This window comes from Subtercola boreus (assembly GCF_003399625.1).
Taxonomy (GTDB): Bacteria; Actinomycetota; Actinomycetes; order Actinomycetales; family Microbacteriaceae; genus Subtercola; species Subtercola boreus_C.
The window spans coordinates 435,393-448,929 of sequence record NZ_NBXA01000026.1 but is presented as its reverse complement, the minus strand read 5'-3'; the positions used below and the strand labels follow the sequence as shown (position 1 = coordinate 448,929).

Here is a 13,537-nt window from a genome sequence, read left to right as displayed (position 1 = left end):
AGGCGTCGTCGGGCCCGCGGTTCCGGATGACCGCGGGCGGCGTTCACAGAGCGAATCCATGGGCGCGGTGCATCCTCTCTGTCGCGACGATCGAGCCGTCCGCATCGACCGCGATGACGTCGACGCCGAACGTCTCGACGGCCTCATCGAGTCGTTCCCGGCCTCCCGCCAGGATGGCCGTGGCGAGCACGTCGGCCGTCACGATGTCGTCGGCCACGACGCTCACCTGCCGATAGGTCGAGGTGGCCCTGCTCCGCCAGATGTGTTCGCCCCGTTCGGTGGTTCCGGATGTCGCCAGGCTGGTTCGGCTGCCGTCGAGGTCGAACGTGCAGAGCAGGTGGCAGCGATCATCCGGGTCCACGACGGCGACGTGCCAGGGCGAACCCTCGAGGTTCCCGTCGACGAGGAGGTCGCCGCCGACGTTCAGCATCCAGTCGTGCACGTCAGCGGCAGAGAGCCCGGCGGCGGCAGCATCCATCGCCTTCGCCTTCACGAGGCCCGACAGGTCGAGTACCCGGTCGGGCCGGTGCGGGGAGAAGGAATCGTGGGTGAGGCTCCGCCAGTGCAGGGCCTCGGCATACAGGTCGCGGAAACGCTCGCTCGCCAGGGGCAGGGTGAGTGCGCCGCGGGCGATCTCGCTGATCTCGGAGTCGGAGCGGTAGAGACTGAACTGCGCGTCGAACTCGGCGAAGCACGTCTCGACGGCGGTGAGCGCCTCGGCGGGCGGCAGGTCGCCGGCGAACCGGATGCTCGCGCCGGTGCCCATCGTGTCGAAGACGTGAGTCGCCACGACTAGAGCCCCGCCTGGTCGAGGGCGGCCTGCAGCGAGGTCAGGTAGGCGTCGCTGGTGTAGGTGGCGCCGGACACCCCCTGCACCTTCGCCGACTGGGCGGCGAGCACTTCGGAGCGGAGTACGGGAGCGGCCCGGTTGCTGATCGAGACCGACCTGTTGTCGTCGTTCGTGAGTTTCAGGGCCACGACGTCGGTGATCGATCCGTTCGACACGACGACCTGCACCTGAACGCTGCCGTAGCGCGTCGAGACGCTGGTGCCGGTGAAGGTGCCGGAGACAGCGGCGGGGGCGGCCGGAGCTGCCGCGGCCGGGGCCTCCGAGGTGGTCGGAGCGGGGGTGGCGGCTGCTGAGGGGGTGGTCGCCGAAGGAGTCGTGGCCGACGGGGTCGTCGCGGCGGATCCGCCCGAGACCGAGGCCGATGACGCGTCGGGGGCGGCCTGGGTCTCGGCGAGACCGGTCGTCGCGGCGGTCTCGGCGCCCAGCTGCCAGCCGACGGCCAGAATGGCACCCGACGAGAGCACGCTCCAGACGACTGCGCGCCGCCTCACCAGTCGAACCTCTCGACGTGGAGCTGCTTCTCGGGCAGGCCCGCGGCCCGGGCATCCCGGATCACCAGCTCCGTCCAGGACTGGGGGCCGCAGACGTAGAGGTCGGAGACGAGCAGATCGGGGAAGGCCGAGGTGAGGGTCACCCCACGAGCCAGCGCCTCGGCCGACATCCACGTGGCGAGCCCCGGCGGGCGGGGGCCCACCATGCTGTAGACCGCGCTGCCGGTGAGGCTCGGCAGGGCGCTGACCTCCTGCCAGAGATACTGCTGGGAGGCATCGGTCGCCCGCAGCAGCACGGTCGCCTCGCCGGGCAGGAGCACCGAGCCCTCGAGCAGTGAACGCACCGGGGTGATGCCGATACCGGCTGCCACGACGGCCATTCTCGGCGCCGCCCGCACCTCGTCGGTGAAGATGCCGTACGGGCCCTCGATCGACACCCGTGTGCCGGGACGCACCCGCGAGATGGCGGAGCTGCCACGGCCGAGATCGCGAACGGTGATGCGGGCGCCCGTCGCCGTCGGAACAGCGGAGAAGGAGATCGGATGGGCGTGCCACCAGGTCTTCGCCGACCAGAACCGCCAGATCGCGTACTGGCCGCCTGCCGTCTGCAGTCGCCCCAGATCGCGTCCCCGGAGATGGATCGACACGACGCCCGGCGCGATGGCCTCCACAGCCGCGACCGAGATGTCGTGGCGTGCACTGCGGATCAGCGGCACGGCGAACCGGAAGACCCCGATCGATCCGAACGCCAGAACGTAGAGCGCGATCCAGTAGACGCGCTGGAGCGTGCCGTCGGCCAGAACCGCGCCGCTGGAGAGCTGGTGGGGGAGCGCGATGAGCACGGCCACGTAGCTGAGCAGGTGGATGAGGTGCCACGCTTCATAGGAGAAGCGGCGCCGCACGGCGACGACCGACGTGACGACGACCAGCACGAGCAGGCCGAGTCCGGCATAGCCCAGAACCAGGTCGGAGCCCTGGAGGAAGGCGATCGTCTCGGCGACGACGCTCGAACCGTCGGACATCGCGTAACCGATCGTCAGCAGAACGCCGTGCGCGAGGATCAGGTAGAGGGCGGGCTTGCCGAGGCTCCGATGGACGGCGATCGCGCGATCCTGCCCGACCGCGCGGTCGATCAGCGGGATGCGGGCGGCCAGCACGAGCATCACGAGGATGAGGTCGGTGCCGACCAGCCCGGTGACGATGCCGAGTGCGGTGAGCGCAGAGGCGACATCCCTGACCTCGGAGAGTCCGCCGTAGGCGAGGTAGAGCGAGACGGCCACCGCCACGGATGACCAGCAGAGCACGACCAGCAGGTCGGCCCGTCGGAGCCGCCGCCGGGTGCGCGTGCGCCGGGCACGGTCGACGCTGTTCGGGCTGGCACGGCGACGTGTGGCCGTCTGGATGCTCATGGGCGCTCGATTCGGTGGAGGGCGGTGCCGGTGGTCGGAGCCGGCGGAGTACCCGGCCATTCAAGAATCTCGCGAGATTCTTCCAGCTTTCTTAGTGCGGGCCCCGGCCCCGGGGCAGCGGTGAGGTAAGGCTCGCCACGCTGGTTTCCGGGCGACAGGCGTGCCTATGGTGACACCATGACGACCCCCAGCAGCGACTCCGACTTCGCACGCCAACCCGACGAACCGCACTCCGGCAGCCTGGCCGGGCGGTTGAACTGGCTGCGCGCCGGGGTGCTCGGAGCGAACGACGGCATCGTGTCGGTCGCGGCGATCGTCGTCGGTGTCGCCGGTGCCAGCTCCTCGACTCCCGCGATCCTCGCCGCCGGTTCGGCGGCCCTGATCGGCGGGGCGATCTCGATGGCGCTCGGTGAGTACGTGTCGGTGAGCAGCCAGCGTGACAGCCAGCGCTCGCTGATCGAGAAGGAGCGCGTGGAGCTCTCGACCGATCCCGACGGCGAGCTGCTGGAGCTGGCCGGGCTCTATGAGGCGCGCGGCCTGACACCCGACACCGCGCACCGTGTAGCGGTCGAGCTCACCGAGCGGGATGCCCTCCGGGCGCACCTCGCGATGGAACTCAACATCGACGAAGACGACGTCGTCAGCCCCTGGAGTGCAGCGGGCGCGTCGGCGCTGTCGTTCCTGATCGGCGGGATCCTGCCGCTCCTGGCGATCCTCCTGCCGCCCGAGGCAGTGCGGGTGCCGGTGACCTTCGCGGTGGTCATCCTCGCGCTCGCGGCAACAGGCGTGATCGGTGCCCGGCTCGGGGGAAGCCCCGCGGTGCGGGCGACGGTACGCGTGGTCGTCGGCGGGGCGCTGGCGCTCGTTGCGACGTTCGTGGTCGGGTCGCTGCTCGGCACGGCCGGGGTGGTCTAGCGGTTCGCCCCGGTCGTGCCGAGGCGGGCGCCTCATCACAGAGGTGTACGCCGAAGATCCTCACGCGGAGGGATTCGGCCCCGGGCTCCGTCTCCGTAGCGTGGAGGGCGTCCGCAAGAAGGAGTCCCTCTGTTGAGCGAATCACCCGTCCGCGCCCTCGTGCACACCGCGAGCATCCTCGACCCGACAGCGCTGCTCGAAGGGGCGGGGCCCTGGGTTCTCGCCGTGGTCATGGCGATCGTCTTCATCGAGACGGGGCTGTTGTTCCCGTTCCTGCCGGGCGACACGCTCGTCTTCACGGCGGCCCTGCTCGCGACGCCTCTCGGGCTCCCGTTGCCTCTGCTCGTCGTCGCGGTGGCGGCAGCTGCCATCCTCGGCGACCAAACCGGCTACCACATCGGCCGACGCTTCGGCCCGCGACTGTTCCGGCCCGACGCCCGCATCTTCAAGACGAAGCACCTCGAGCAGGCCGACGGCTTCTTCACCCGCTATGGCGGCCGCGCCCTCGTGCTGGCGCGGTTCGTGCCCCTGGTCCGTACGTTCGTGCCGCCGATCGTCGGAATGTCGCAGATGCCGTTCCGGTCGTTCCTCCTCTGGAATGCCGCCGGCGGGATCCTCTGGGCGCTCCTGCTCACGCTGGCGGGCTACTTCCTCGGCGGAATCCCGTTCGTCGCGAACAACATCGAGGTCATCGCGGTGCTCATCGTGATCGTCTCGGTGCTGCCCATCGCCATCGACATCCTCCGTCGCCGGAAGAAGGCCTGACATGAACATCCTGTATGCCCTCATCCTCGGCATCGTGGAGGGGCTCACCGAGTTCCTGCCGGTCTCCAGCACCGGGCACCTCACCGTGGTCGAGAAGCTCCTCGGCCTCTCGATCGACGACCCCGGCGTCACCGCGTTCACGGCGATCATCCAGTTCGGGGCGATCGTCGCTGTGATCCTCTATTTCCGCTCCGACATCGGCCGGCTGGCTGCGGCGTGGTGGCGGGGGCTGTTCGACAGTGGATCACGTCGCAATCCCGACTATCGCTTCGCCTGGTACGTCATCGCGGGTTCCCTCCCCATCGGCATCGTGGGGTTCGCGGCGAAGGACCTCGTCTCGGGGGCCCTCCGGAACCTCTGGGTCGTCGTGGCCGGCCTGATCCTCTGGAGCATCGTGATGTTCGTGGCGGAGCGGGTGGGCCGCCGATCCCGACCCGAAGAGAGCCTCACGCTGAAGGACGCCCTGATCATCGGGCTGTTCCAGTGCGTCGCCCTCGTGCCGGGGGTCTCGCGCTCCGGGGCGACCATCAGTGCGGGTCTTCTCCGCAACCTGGATCGGGTCGCGGCGACCAGACTGTCGTTCTTCCTGGCCATCCCCGCCCTGATCGGAGCCGGCGTCTACGAGGGTGCGAGCCAGGCCTCCGCTGTCAGTGCCACGGTCGGCTGGGCCTCGGTGGCCGTCGGTACCGTCGTCAGCTTCATCGTCGGCTACGCCTCGATCGCCTGGCTGTTGAAGCTGGTGGCGCGGCATCCGATCACGGTGTTCATCTGGTACCGGGTCGCGCTCGGTGTGGTGCTCGCCGCTCTGCTGGCGACCGGGGTGCTCGCCGCGACGTGACCGGGTGCGCGCCGCCTCCCGACCGGGGTGTTCGCCGCGGCCCGGCCGGGGTCAGCGGCTCGCGTCGGGGAAGCGATCGTTGAGGAAGCGTCCGTTCAGCAGCAGGGCCTCCGCGTCGCCTTGAACGGCGGCTTCGTGCATCCGCTCCACCGCACGTTCGAGCACGGTGAGCTGGGCCACGAGGGCGCTGTCGGGCGTGCCGCCGTCGGGGTAGACGTGGCTGCGGGCCCATTCCCCGGGCAGTGCGAGGTAGGCGCGCAGAGTGTCGGGCAGGTAGACGGTCGCCGTGCGCTCGGCGAAGGCATTCGCCTCGAGATCGCCGGAGACCCGCGGCAGCGTGTCGAGCAGCAACTCGACAATACGAGCGGTGGATGTCGCGGCTGCCGGTGGGAGCGACCCGCGGAGCTTGAACGGGAGGGTGCGGAGATCGGCCATCACGGTGTCGTCGCCGACCTCGACGGTGGGCCCTGAAACGGAGATGCCGAGCTTCTGCAGGGCGGCGGTGCCGGCATCCGGAGCGTCGACGGCCTCGCCGGCCAGTGCGGCGATCCGGAGCGCGAAGGCCTCGAGCCATTCCCGGAGCTGCTGGCTCCGCCGGGCGATGACGATGCCGCGCACCACGCGCCGGGTCTCGGCGGAGTAGGTGCCGGTGGGCGAGCAGGTGAGTTCCATGACGGATCCGCGCGTGGTGAGGGTGATCGCGCTGATCGAGCCGTCGCGACCGATGAGGCGGTCGGCGAGGGACTTCTGGCGCACGACCGTGAGCGACGTCGCGGCGACCTGGTGGGTGAGTCGGCCCCTGGCTGCGTCGACCAGGCCGCCGAGGAAGGCCTGGGGGTCGTCCACGCTGAGAACCTGCTCTGCCATGACCTGAGCTTAATCGCGTCGGCTGTGCATACCGCGGGCCGCGATCAGCGCGCAGACAACGATCGCGGCGGACGTTGCGATCAGCAGCACCCAGATCGGCGACACCGCGGTGAGCGCGGCGAGGATCGCGGGCAGCAGGAAGCCGGCATAGGTGAGCGAGTAGTACACGGCGGTCAGGCCGGCGAGGTCGTCGGGCGTCGCCATCGCCTGCACCGTGGTGAGCCCGGAGACCATCGAGAGCCCGTAGCCGATACCGAACACCGGGGCGGCGAGCAGCACGGGCCAGACCTGCTGCGAGGTGGCGGCCGGGATGAGCAACAGGGCGCCCACGGCGATGAGCGCCACCCCGACCAGCCCCGCGCGCCCACGCAGCGCCCGGAGGATCGGCCCGGAGACGAACTGCGTCACCCAGCCGAAACCGAGCGTGATCACCGTGACGAGCGTGGCGAAGCCGACCGCGAATCCCGGCACGGCCTGCCCGACGAGGCTCGGTCCGACCGCGAAGGAGAGCGCGGGTGCCGCGAAGACCCACGGCGCGAGGGGGAGGACCACGGCCACGAACCGGGCCCGCGAACGCTTCGGGATCCGCAGGTCGCCGAGCAGGCTCTTGCCCTGGCCACCGGATGTGCGCGTCTCCACCGCCGCGAGCAGAGCGACGAAGGCCGCCACGCTTGCCGCGATCTGCACGATGTAGGGCAGCACCGACGGCAGGGGGGCGAACTGGGCCAGCGCCCCGCCGACGCCGGCACCGCCGCCGAAGCCGATCGTCAGCACGGCGGATGCCCGGCGGGCGCCGGCCTCGGCTCTGCCTCCGCGCACCGACAGTTCTTTGACCCACGAGGTGCCGACGACCATGCCGGCTGCCACGCTCAGCCCACTCACGAAACGCCCGACGCAGAGCCCGGCGAGACTCGAGGCGGAGGCCGCCAGGATGACGCTCCCGACGATGCCGAGGACGACCCCCACGAGGAGGATCGGCTTTCTGCCGAACCGGTCGGACCATGCTCCGGAGAGGGCGAAACCGGGCACGATGCCGAGCACGTAGACGGCGACCAGGATGTTGACCTGCACCTGGGTGTAGCCGCTCTGCTGGCGGTAGAGCTGCAGCAGCGGGAGGAACTGGTTGCCGCCCCAGCCCAGCACGATCATGGCGGGTGCGACGAGCAGCCAGGCGCGTGCGCTGCTGGTTCCGGGATGTTCGCGGGTCACGTCACCAGCCTAGGCGCGCGGGTCGCCCGCTCCTCGCCGCGGGCCGACGTTTCGGCGAAGAAGGAATTTCTGGAAATTAAGGGGATTCCTCTTGACGAACGTTATTCGGCGATATATCTTTAACACATCGCCGAATAACGGCGACAATCTCTTGAATCAGAAAGGTGGACGTACCCATGCGTACCCACAACCAACATCACCACGATCATCCATCCGACAACAGCGAATTCCGCGGCCAGCCGTTCGGCGGGCGCGGATTCGGCAGGGGCGACGGCTTCGGCCCGGGCGCAGGCTTCGGCCCGGGCGCGGGCTTCGGCGGCTTCGGCCCCGGTTTCGGCCCCCGCGGGCCACGTCGCGCCGGTAAGGGCGACGTTCGCTCGGTCATCCTGTCACTGCTCGCAGACGGCCCCTCCAACGGCTACGGCCTGATCAAGGCCATCGCCGAGCGCACGGGCGGCACCTGGCGACCGAGCCCCGGCTCGGTCTACCCCACCCTGCAGCAGCTCGTCGACGAAGAGCTCATCGCCTCGAAGGGCGACGGTCGTCGCACCGAGTTCGAACTCACCGAGACGGGCCGTGCCTATCTCGAGGAGCACGCCGACGAGCTGAAGAAAGCGTGGGAGGCGACTCCCGGCCGTTCAGCGGCCGACACCGCCTTCCACGAGAGCGTCGCGAAACTCGTCGGCGTCATGCAGCAGTTCCGGCACGGTGCCACCGAGGCGCAGCGCCAGGCTGCGTCGGAGAAGCTCGACGAAGCTCGTCGGGCGCTCTACCTCATCCTGGCGGACTGACCGCCCGCGTCTTCAACTCCCGGCGAGTGCGCCGGAGATGTCCGAGCCGATCACGGTGGCGAGCAGCTCCTGGCCGTCGGCCGTCGGGTGCACGTCATCGTCCTGCATCAGGTCGGCCCGGCCCGCCAGGGGCTGGCCGATGTCGACGAACGCCGCCCCCACCGTGTCCGCAGCGGAATGGATGTCATCCGTCGCCTCCTGCAGTTCATCGGGCGGAGTCTCGTCTCCCCAGAACGCGCTCAGCGCGATGATCTGCGCCTCGGGCAGCGCGGCACGGAGCGACTGCAGCGTCGAGTTCGTCTGATCGGCGAGTTCGGAGCTGTCGACGCCCAGGTCGTTGTTGCTGGCCGCGATGATGACGATCGAGGGGTCGAGTTGCACGGCGATGGCCACCTGGTCCTGGAAGGTGTCGTCGTTGTCGCCCGGCTGCACGAACCCCGTGCCGTCGTCGGCGAGATTGGTGAGCTGCCATCCGTTCCGGTCGGCCAGGAGCTGCGGCCACGACCCGGACGGATCGTCGAGCCCGTGTCCCGACATGATCGAGTCGCCGATCGCCACCACGACGGGCGCGGCTGGCGCGGCACTCCGCAGCTGGGCCGTGTCGGCGCTCTCCGCGGCAGGGGGTGGTGCGGGTGCAGCGGAAGCGGGTGCAACGGGCGTCAGCGTCGGGGCTATCGCCGCGCGGGCGTCTGCCGCAATCGGGGCTGAGGCCGGGTTCGGTGCCGAAGCAGGTGTGGAGGTCGGTGCCGAGGTCGAGGTCGGCGTCTGGGTCGGCGCCGCAGAATCCGGTGTCGGCAGCTGATCCTGCGGCGACGACTGGTCGGCGGCCAACGGTGCGGCAGACATCGCCTGCGAGAGGCCGCCCGCCAGGCCTTCGGCGTCGACGTCGGCCACGGAGACGTGAGTCGCAGCGGGCAGCGCGACCAGGAGCATCCCGAGCGCCGCGACGCCGAGGATCGCGCCCACCACCCTGCCCGGTCTGTTCATCTGCCCGCTCCTTCTGTAGGGCACAACGCTACGCTCTGGTTCTGCGAACACGAACCTACGCATCGTAGGTATTCACCTATGTGGTGTAGCCTCGGGCCGTGCCTCGCCAGAACCTCACCCGCTCGGCCGTGCTCGAAGCCGCGGCCGACCTTGCCGACCGAGACGGCTTCGATTCGATCTCGGTCTCGCTGCTCGCCCGAACACTCGGCGTGCAGCCCGCAAGCCTCTATTCGCACGTGCGTGACCGGGCTGCCGTACTCGAGGGCGTGCACACGCTCGCCCTCGGGGAGCTCGCCGATCGGATCGCCACGGAGATCGCCGGCCGGTCCCGCCGGGACGCCCTCCAGGGAATGGTCGGCGCCTACCGCAAATTCGCCCGCGAGCGGCCGGGGCGGTGGGATGCCCTGCAGCGCCCGGCTCGCGCCGAAACCGTGCGGTCGGCGGAGGCCGCACGCCTCGTGGCGCTCACCTGGGCAGTGCTCCGCGGCTATGCGCTGCCGAACGATGAACTCGTGCACGCCACCCGTCTGGTCGGAGCGACGATCAACGGCTTCCTGGCGCTCGAACGGGCCGGCTCCTTCGACCATCGCGCCCCGGACACGGAGGCCTCCTGGTCGCGCGCGATCGACGTGCTCGACGGCGCTCTCGCCTCGTGGCCGGGGTCGCCCACCGCGCTCGCCACCGGGTCGCCCACCGCGCTCGCCACCGTCCCGCCCGCTGGCGCGCCCGCCGCCGGTCCGCCCGCGTCCACCCTTCCCACCCCCTCCGAGGAGCACCACGGATGATCGCCACCCCCTTCACCCCGGCCATCGTGCGCGGCGCGCTCGAACTCGAGCCCACCGCCCGCGGCATCCGGCCGCATCGCCTGCCCGCGTGGGTTCGGCAGCAGTTCCCCGACCCGCAGTTGCTCTCCCGCGAGATCCAGCCCTCGGGCGTGCGGATCGTGGTGCGCACCCGTGCGACCCGCATCGAACTCCGCACCCACTCCGCGCGGGTCGCCTTCGCCGGGGCGGATCGCCCCCGGGGCTCGATCGACGTCTTCGTCGACGGATCGTTCTGGTCCCGCGACGTGCTGCAGGGCGGAGATGCCACCGAGGTCGACTTGCTCGCCGGCACCACCAGGCAGCTCGAAGGCCCCGGGCACACCACGGTGGTCGGCGGTCTGCCCGCGCGCGACAAGCTCGTCGAGCTGTGGCTGCCCCACAACGAGGCGCTCGAGCTCATCGCGCTCGACTCCGATGAGCGACTGGCACCGAGCCCCGATCATCCACCGCTCTGGATGCACCACGGCAGCTCGATCAGCCACGGCTCGAACGCGACGGCCCCGAGCGAGATCTGGCCCGCCGTCGCCGCGCGCCGGGGCGGGGTCGACCTGCTGAACCTCGGCTTCGGCGGCAGCGCCCTGGTCGATCCGTTCATGGCGCGGGTCATGCGGGACACCCCGGCCGACCTCATCAGTGTGAAGCTCGGGATCAACGTGGTCAACTTCGACGCGATGCGCGTGCGCGCCTTCGTACCTGCCGTGCACGGGTTCCTCGACACCCTCCGCGACGGGCACCCGGGCACGCCGATCGTGCTGGTGTCGCCGATCTTCTGCGGCATCCACGAGCACACCGCGGGACCGGGGGCGATCGATCCGGCAAGCCTCGGATCCGGCGGGGTCAGGTTTGTGGCCAAGGGTGTGCCGGGGGATGAGGCCGAGGGGCGTCTCACGCTTGCGGTCATCCGTCGGGAGCTGCGGTCGCTGGCCGAGCGGCGGAGCGCTGACCCCGACCTGCACTACCTCGACGGCACGGAACTCTACGGGGAGTCCGACGCCGGGCGGCTTCCGCTCGACGATGCGCTGCACCCGGGCCCTGGAGCGCACCGCCTGATCGGCGACCGTTTCGCCGCGTTCGCCTTCGCCCCCGGCGGCCCGTTCGCCTGACCCGACCTGTTCGCCTGACCCGTCCCGTCCCGTCCTGTCCCGCCCGTCCCGGCCCCTCCCCGCCGCGCCCGCCGCGCAGGCGCTGCACTTTGTCGCTTCGGCGCGTGCGCGCGCAGCCGCGCAAGCGACAAACGTGCGCGCAAGCGACGTGGGGCGGCGGGGCGGGGGCCGCGCGGGAACCGCGGCGGCCGCGAGCTAGAGGCCCTGCGCCAGGCGGTAGTAGGCCTGGTTCCAGCGCACCTCGTTCGCGAAACCCTTCAGGGTGGTGGTGGCGTCGATCGTGAGGAGCTCGGTCTTGGCGATCGCCGCGAAGTCCTCGAACACCTCGATACCCACCGCCGTCGACATGACGGTGTGGTGGGCGGCGCCCGCGGTCAGCCACGCAGCCGCCGAGACCGCGAACGAGGGCTCGGGCCGCCAGACGGCGCGTCCCACGGGCAGGTTCGGCAGCGGGGCGCGCGGCTCGACGACCTCGACCACGTTCGCCACCAGGCGGAAGCGGTCGCGCATGTCGCTCATCGCCACCACGACGGCGGGGCCGGGATCGGCCGTGAAGACCAGCCGCACCGGGTCGTCCTTGCCGCCGATGCCGAGCGGGTGGATCTCGAGCGTCGGCTTCGCGCTGGTGAGCGAGGGGCTGACCTCGAGCATGTGGGCGCCCAGGATGGTCTCCTGTCCTTCGACGAGGTCGTAGGTGTAGTCCTCCATCAATGAGGCGCCACCGGGCAGGCCCGAGCCCATGACGTTCGCTGCGCGCACCAGAATGGCCGTCTTCCAGTCGCCCTCGGCGCCGAATCCGTAGCCGTCGGCCATCAGCCGCTGCACGGCGAGCCCGGGCAGTTGCGTCAGGGCGCCAAGGTCTTCGAAACTCGTGGTGAAGGCGCCGAAGCCACCCTCCTCGAGGAACGAGCGGAGCCCGAGTTCGATCGCCGCGCCGTCCCGGAGCGACTGGTGGCGGTCAGCTCCTACACGCAGCTCGGGCGCGACATCATAGAGCTCTTCGTATTCGGCGACGAGGGCGTCGATCCGGTCATCCGGAACCGCGGCGACAGCGTCGGCCAGATCGTTCACGCCCCAGGTGTTGACCTGCACGCCGAAGCGGATCTCGGCTTCGGTCTTGTCGCCCTCGGTGACGGCGACGTAGCGCATGTTGTCGCCGAACCGTGCGAGCTTCAGCGTCTTGACGGCCTGCCAGCCGGCCGCGGCGCGCGACCAGTCGGCGATCTGCGACTGTACGAGCGTGCTGGTCGCGTGGCCGACGACGGTCTTGCGGGCGACGCCGAGACGGGTCTGGATGTAGCCGAACTCCCGGTCGCCGTGAGCGGCCTGGTTCAGGTTCATGAAGTCGAAGTCGATGTCGGCGTAGGGCAGCTCGACGTTCGCCTGCGTGTGGAAGTGCAGCAGCGGCTTCTGGAGGGCCTCGAGCCCGGCGATCCACATCTTGGCGGGGCTGAAGGTGTGCATCCAGGCGATGACGCCGATCACACGGTCGTCAGCGTTCACGTCGAGGGCCGCGCGGCGGATCGAATCGCTGTCCTTCAGTACGGGCTTCCAGACGATCTTCACGGGTATGCCTGCAGAGGCATGAAGCGTCTCGGCGATGGTCCGGGACTGCTCGGCGACCTGGCGGAGCGTCTCTTCCCCATAGAGGTTCTGGCTACCGGTGAAGAACCAGATCTCGTACGGGTCGAGGGAGGTTTCGAGAGTGCTCAATTCAGGGATCCTGTCGGTTCTTGTCCGTAGACGTTCTGGTAGCGGTTGAAGAGTGAGTCGATGGATGCCGGTTCGATCGGCTGCGGTTCGCCGAGCAGACGGGTGAAGAGCACGGTGCGTGCCACGTCTTCGACCATGACGGCGGCCTTGACGGCGTCGCGCGCATCCTTGCCGATCGTGAAGGGGCCGTGGTTCTTCATCAGCACGGCGCGGGAGCGGTGGCCCGAGAGCGTCTCGACGATACCGCGGCCGATGGAGTCGTCACCGATGATCGCGAACGGGCCGATCGGCACCTCGCCGCCGAACTCATCGGCCATCGCCGTCGTGACGCAGGGGATCGACTCGCCGCGCGCGGCCCACGCCACGGCGTACGGCGAATGCGTGTGCACCACGCCGCCCACCTCGGGCATATGCCGATACACGTATGCGTGTGCGGCGGTGTCGCTCGAGGGCGAACGCTCGGAGCCGGGAGTGCCCTCGACCACTTCACCGTCGAGGGTGCAGAGGATCATGTTGTCGGGCGTGAGCTCGTCGTAGTCGACGCCCGAGGGCTTGATCACGAAGAGGTCGGCGCCGGGGACGCGGCCGGAGACGTTGCCGCCCGTCCACATCACGAGGCTCCAGCGGGTGAGCTGGGAATGGAGGGCAGAGACCTGCTCGCGCACGCGGGTGATCTCGGCGGCGTGCGCCTCGAAGGCGTCGGGGGTGGCGCTGTCTGTCATGGGATTCCTTCGGAGGGTATGGAGCGGGTGGATGCTCGATGCGGTGCCGGGCG

Annotated in this window: 14 protein-coding genes; 6 read left to right on the top strand and 8 right to left on the bottom strand. The window is 70.1% G+C overall.

The window, feature by feature from the left end:
- Window positions 1–43 precede the first annotated feature (43 nt).
- The 3 genes from B7R21_RS15600 to B7R21_RS15590 are packed head-to-tail and all read right to left on the bottom strand — an operon-like array spanning window position 44 to window position 2,750.
- Window positions 44–790 carry an FAD:protein FMN transferase gene (locus tag B7R21_RS15600; RefSeq protein ID WP_253259845.1) on the bottom strand — a complete coding sequence of 249 codons (747 nt, stop codon included), beginning with the start codon at window positions 788–790 and terminating at the stop codon, window positions 44–46.
- A 2-nt stretch (window positions 791–792) separates the two neighbouring features.
- Window positions 793–1,341 carry an FMN-binding protein gene (locus tag B7R21_RS15595; protein WP_116284139.1) on the bottom strand — a complete coding sequence of 183 codons (549 nt, stop codon included), beginning with the start codon at window positions 1,339–1,341 and terminating at the stop codon, window positions 793–795.
- Window positions 1,338–2,750 carry a ferredoxin reductase family protein gene (locus tag B7R21_RS15590; RefSeq protein ID WP_116284138.1) on the bottom strand — a complete coding sequence of 471 codons (1,413 nt, stop codon included), beginning with the start codon at window positions 2,748–2,750 and terminating at the stop codon, window positions 1,338–1,340. The genes B7R21_RS15595 and B7R21_RS15590 overlap by 4 nt, the downstream gene beginning before the upstream one ends.
- A 177-nt stretch (window positions 2,751–2,927) precedes the next feature.
- On the opposite strand from B7R21_RS15590, the gene B7R21_RS15585 reads away from it, so the two are divergent.
- From B7R21_RS15585 to B7R21_RS15575, 3 genes are all read left to right on the top strand, one after another.
- On the top strand, window positions 2,928–3,665 hold the full coding sequence (locus tag B7R21_RS15585; protein ID WP_116284137.1) for a VIT1/CCC1 transporter family protein: 738 nt from the start codon (window positions 2,928–2,930) through the stop codon (window positions 3,663–3,665).
- A 132-nt stretch (window positions 3,666–3,797) separates the two neighbouring features.
- Window positions 3,798–4,430 carry a VTT domain-containing protein gene (locus tag B7R21_RS15580; RefSeq protein ID WP_253259844.1) on the top strand — a complete coding sequence of 211 codons (633 nt, stop codon included), beginning with the start codon at window positions 3,798–3,800 and terminating at the stop codon, window positions 4,428–4,430.
- Window position 4,431: 1 nt separating this feature from the next.
- On the top strand, window positions 4,432–5,268 hold the full coding sequence (locus B7R21_RS15575; RefSeq protein WP_116284136.1) for an undecaprenyl-diphosphate phosphatase: 837 nt from the start codon (window positions 4,432–4,434) through the stop codon (window positions 5,266–5,268).
- 51 nt (window positions 5,269–5,319) lie between these two features.
- Here the strand turns inward: B7R21_RS15575 and B7R21_RS15570 are convergent, their stop codons facing one another.
- A complete protein-coding gene (locus B7R21_RS15570; RefSeq protein WP_116284135.1) occupies window positions 5,320–6,135 on the bottom strand; it encodes a hypothetical protein in 816 nt (271 codons plus the stop codon).
- Window positions 6,136–6,144: 9 nt separating this feature from the next.
- Window positions 6,145–7,344 (bottom strand): MFS transporter, encoded by a 1,200-nt coding sequence (locus tag B7R21_RS15565; RefSeq protein ID WP_116284134.1) that lies wholly within the window; start codon window positions 7,342–7,344, stop codon window positions 6,145–6,147.
- A gap of 176 nt (window positions 7,345–7,520) precedes the next feature.
- Here B7R21_RS15565 and B7R21_RS15560 point away from each other — a divergent pair, with 176 nt between their 5' ends.
- On the top strand, window positions 7,521–8,135 hold the full coding sequence (locus B7R21_RS15560; protein ID WP_116284133.1) for a PadR family transcriptional regulator: 615 nt from the start codon (window positions 7,521–7,523) through the stop codon (window positions 8,133–8,135).
- Window positions 8,136–8,147: 12 nt separating this feature from the next.
- Here the strand turns inward: B7R21_RS15560 and B7R21_RS15555 are convergent, their stop codons facing one another.
- Window positions 8,148–9,122, bottom strand: a complete 975-nt coding sequence (locus tag B7R21_RS15555) for an SGNH/GDSL hydrolase family protein (RefSeq protein ID WP_116284132.1) — start codon at window positions 9,120–9,122, stop codon at window positions 8,148–8,150.
- Between the two features lie 98 nt (window positions 9,123–9,220).
- On the opposite strand from B7R21_RS15555, the gene B7R21_RS15550 reads away from it, so the two are divergent.
- Together B7R21_RS15550 and B7R21_RS15545 are read left to right on the top strand one after the other, a co-directional pair.
- The gene (locus B7R21_RS15550; protein WP_116284131.1) at window positions 9,221–9,907 is read left to right on the top strand and encodes a TetR/AcrR family transcriptional regulator; all 687 of its coding nucleotides are present in this window, start codon (window positions 9,221–9,223) and stop codon (window positions 9,905–9,907) included.
- Window positions 9,904–11,049, top strand: coding sequence for a GDSL-type esterase/lipase family protein (locus B7R21_RS15545; protein WP_116284130.1), 1,146 nt, complete (start codon window positions 9,904–9,906; stop codon window positions 11,047–11,049). Before B7R21_RS15550 ends, B7R21_RS15545 begins: the two co-directional genes overlap by 4 nt.
- A 195-nt stretch (window positions 11,050–11,244) precedes the next feature.
- Here B7R21_RS15545 and araA read toward each other — a convergent pair whose 3' ends face one another.
- Complete coding sequence (gene araA / locus B7R21_RS15540; RefSeq protein ID WP_116284129.1) at window positions 11,245–12,762, bottom strand: L-arabinose isomerase; 1,518 nt, start codon at window positions 12,760–12,762, stop codon at window positions 11,245–11,247.
- The gene (locus B7R21_RS15535) at window positions 12,759–13,484 is read right to left on the bottom strand and encodes an L-ribulose-5-phosphate 4-epimerase (protein WP_116284128.1); all 726 of its coding nucleotides are present in this window, start codon (window positions 13,482–13,484) and stop codon (window positions 12,759–12,761) included. The genes araA and B7R21_RS15535 overlap by 4 nt, the downstream gene beginning before the upstream one ends.
- Window positions 13,485–13,537 lie beyond the last annotated feature (53 nt).

What these genes read in the sequence shown, in the direction of transcription:
- B7R21_RS15590 (WP_116284138.1), bottom strand. Translation starts at nt 2,750, where the DNA reads ATGAGCATCCAGACGGCCACACGTCGCCGTGCCAGCCCGAACAGCGTC.
- B7R21_RS15585 (WP_116284137.1), top strand. Translation starts at nt 2,928, where the DNA reads ATGACGACCCCCAGCAGCGACTCCGACTTCGCACGCCAACCCGACGAA.
- B7R21_RS15575 (WP_116284136.1), top strand. Translation starts at nt 4,432, where the DNA reads ATGAACATCCTGTATGCCCTCATCCTCGGCATCGTGGAGGGGCTCACC.
- B7R21_RS15570 (WP_116284135.1), bottom strand. Translation starts at nt 6,135, where the DNA reads ATGGCAGAGCAGGTTCTCAGCGTGGACGACCCCCAGGCCTTCCTCGGC.
- B7R21_RS15560 (WP_116284133.1), top strand. Translation starts at nt 7,521, where the DNA reads ATGCGTACCCACAACCAACATCACCACGATCATCCATCCGACAACAGC.
- B7R21_RS15555 (WP_116284132.1), bottom strand. Translation starts at nt 9,122, where the DNA reads ATGAACAGACCGGGCAGGGTGGTGGGCGCGATCCTCGGCGTCGCGGCG.
- B7R21_RS15545 (WP_116284130.1), top strand. Translation starts at nt 9,904, where the DNA reads ATGATCGCCACCCCCTTCACCCCGGCCATCGTGCGCGGCGCGCTCGAA.
- B7R21_RS15535 (WP_116284128.1), bottom strand. Translation starts at nt 13,484, where the DNA reads ATGACAGACAGCGCCACCCCCGACGCCTTCGAGGCGCACGCCGCCGAG.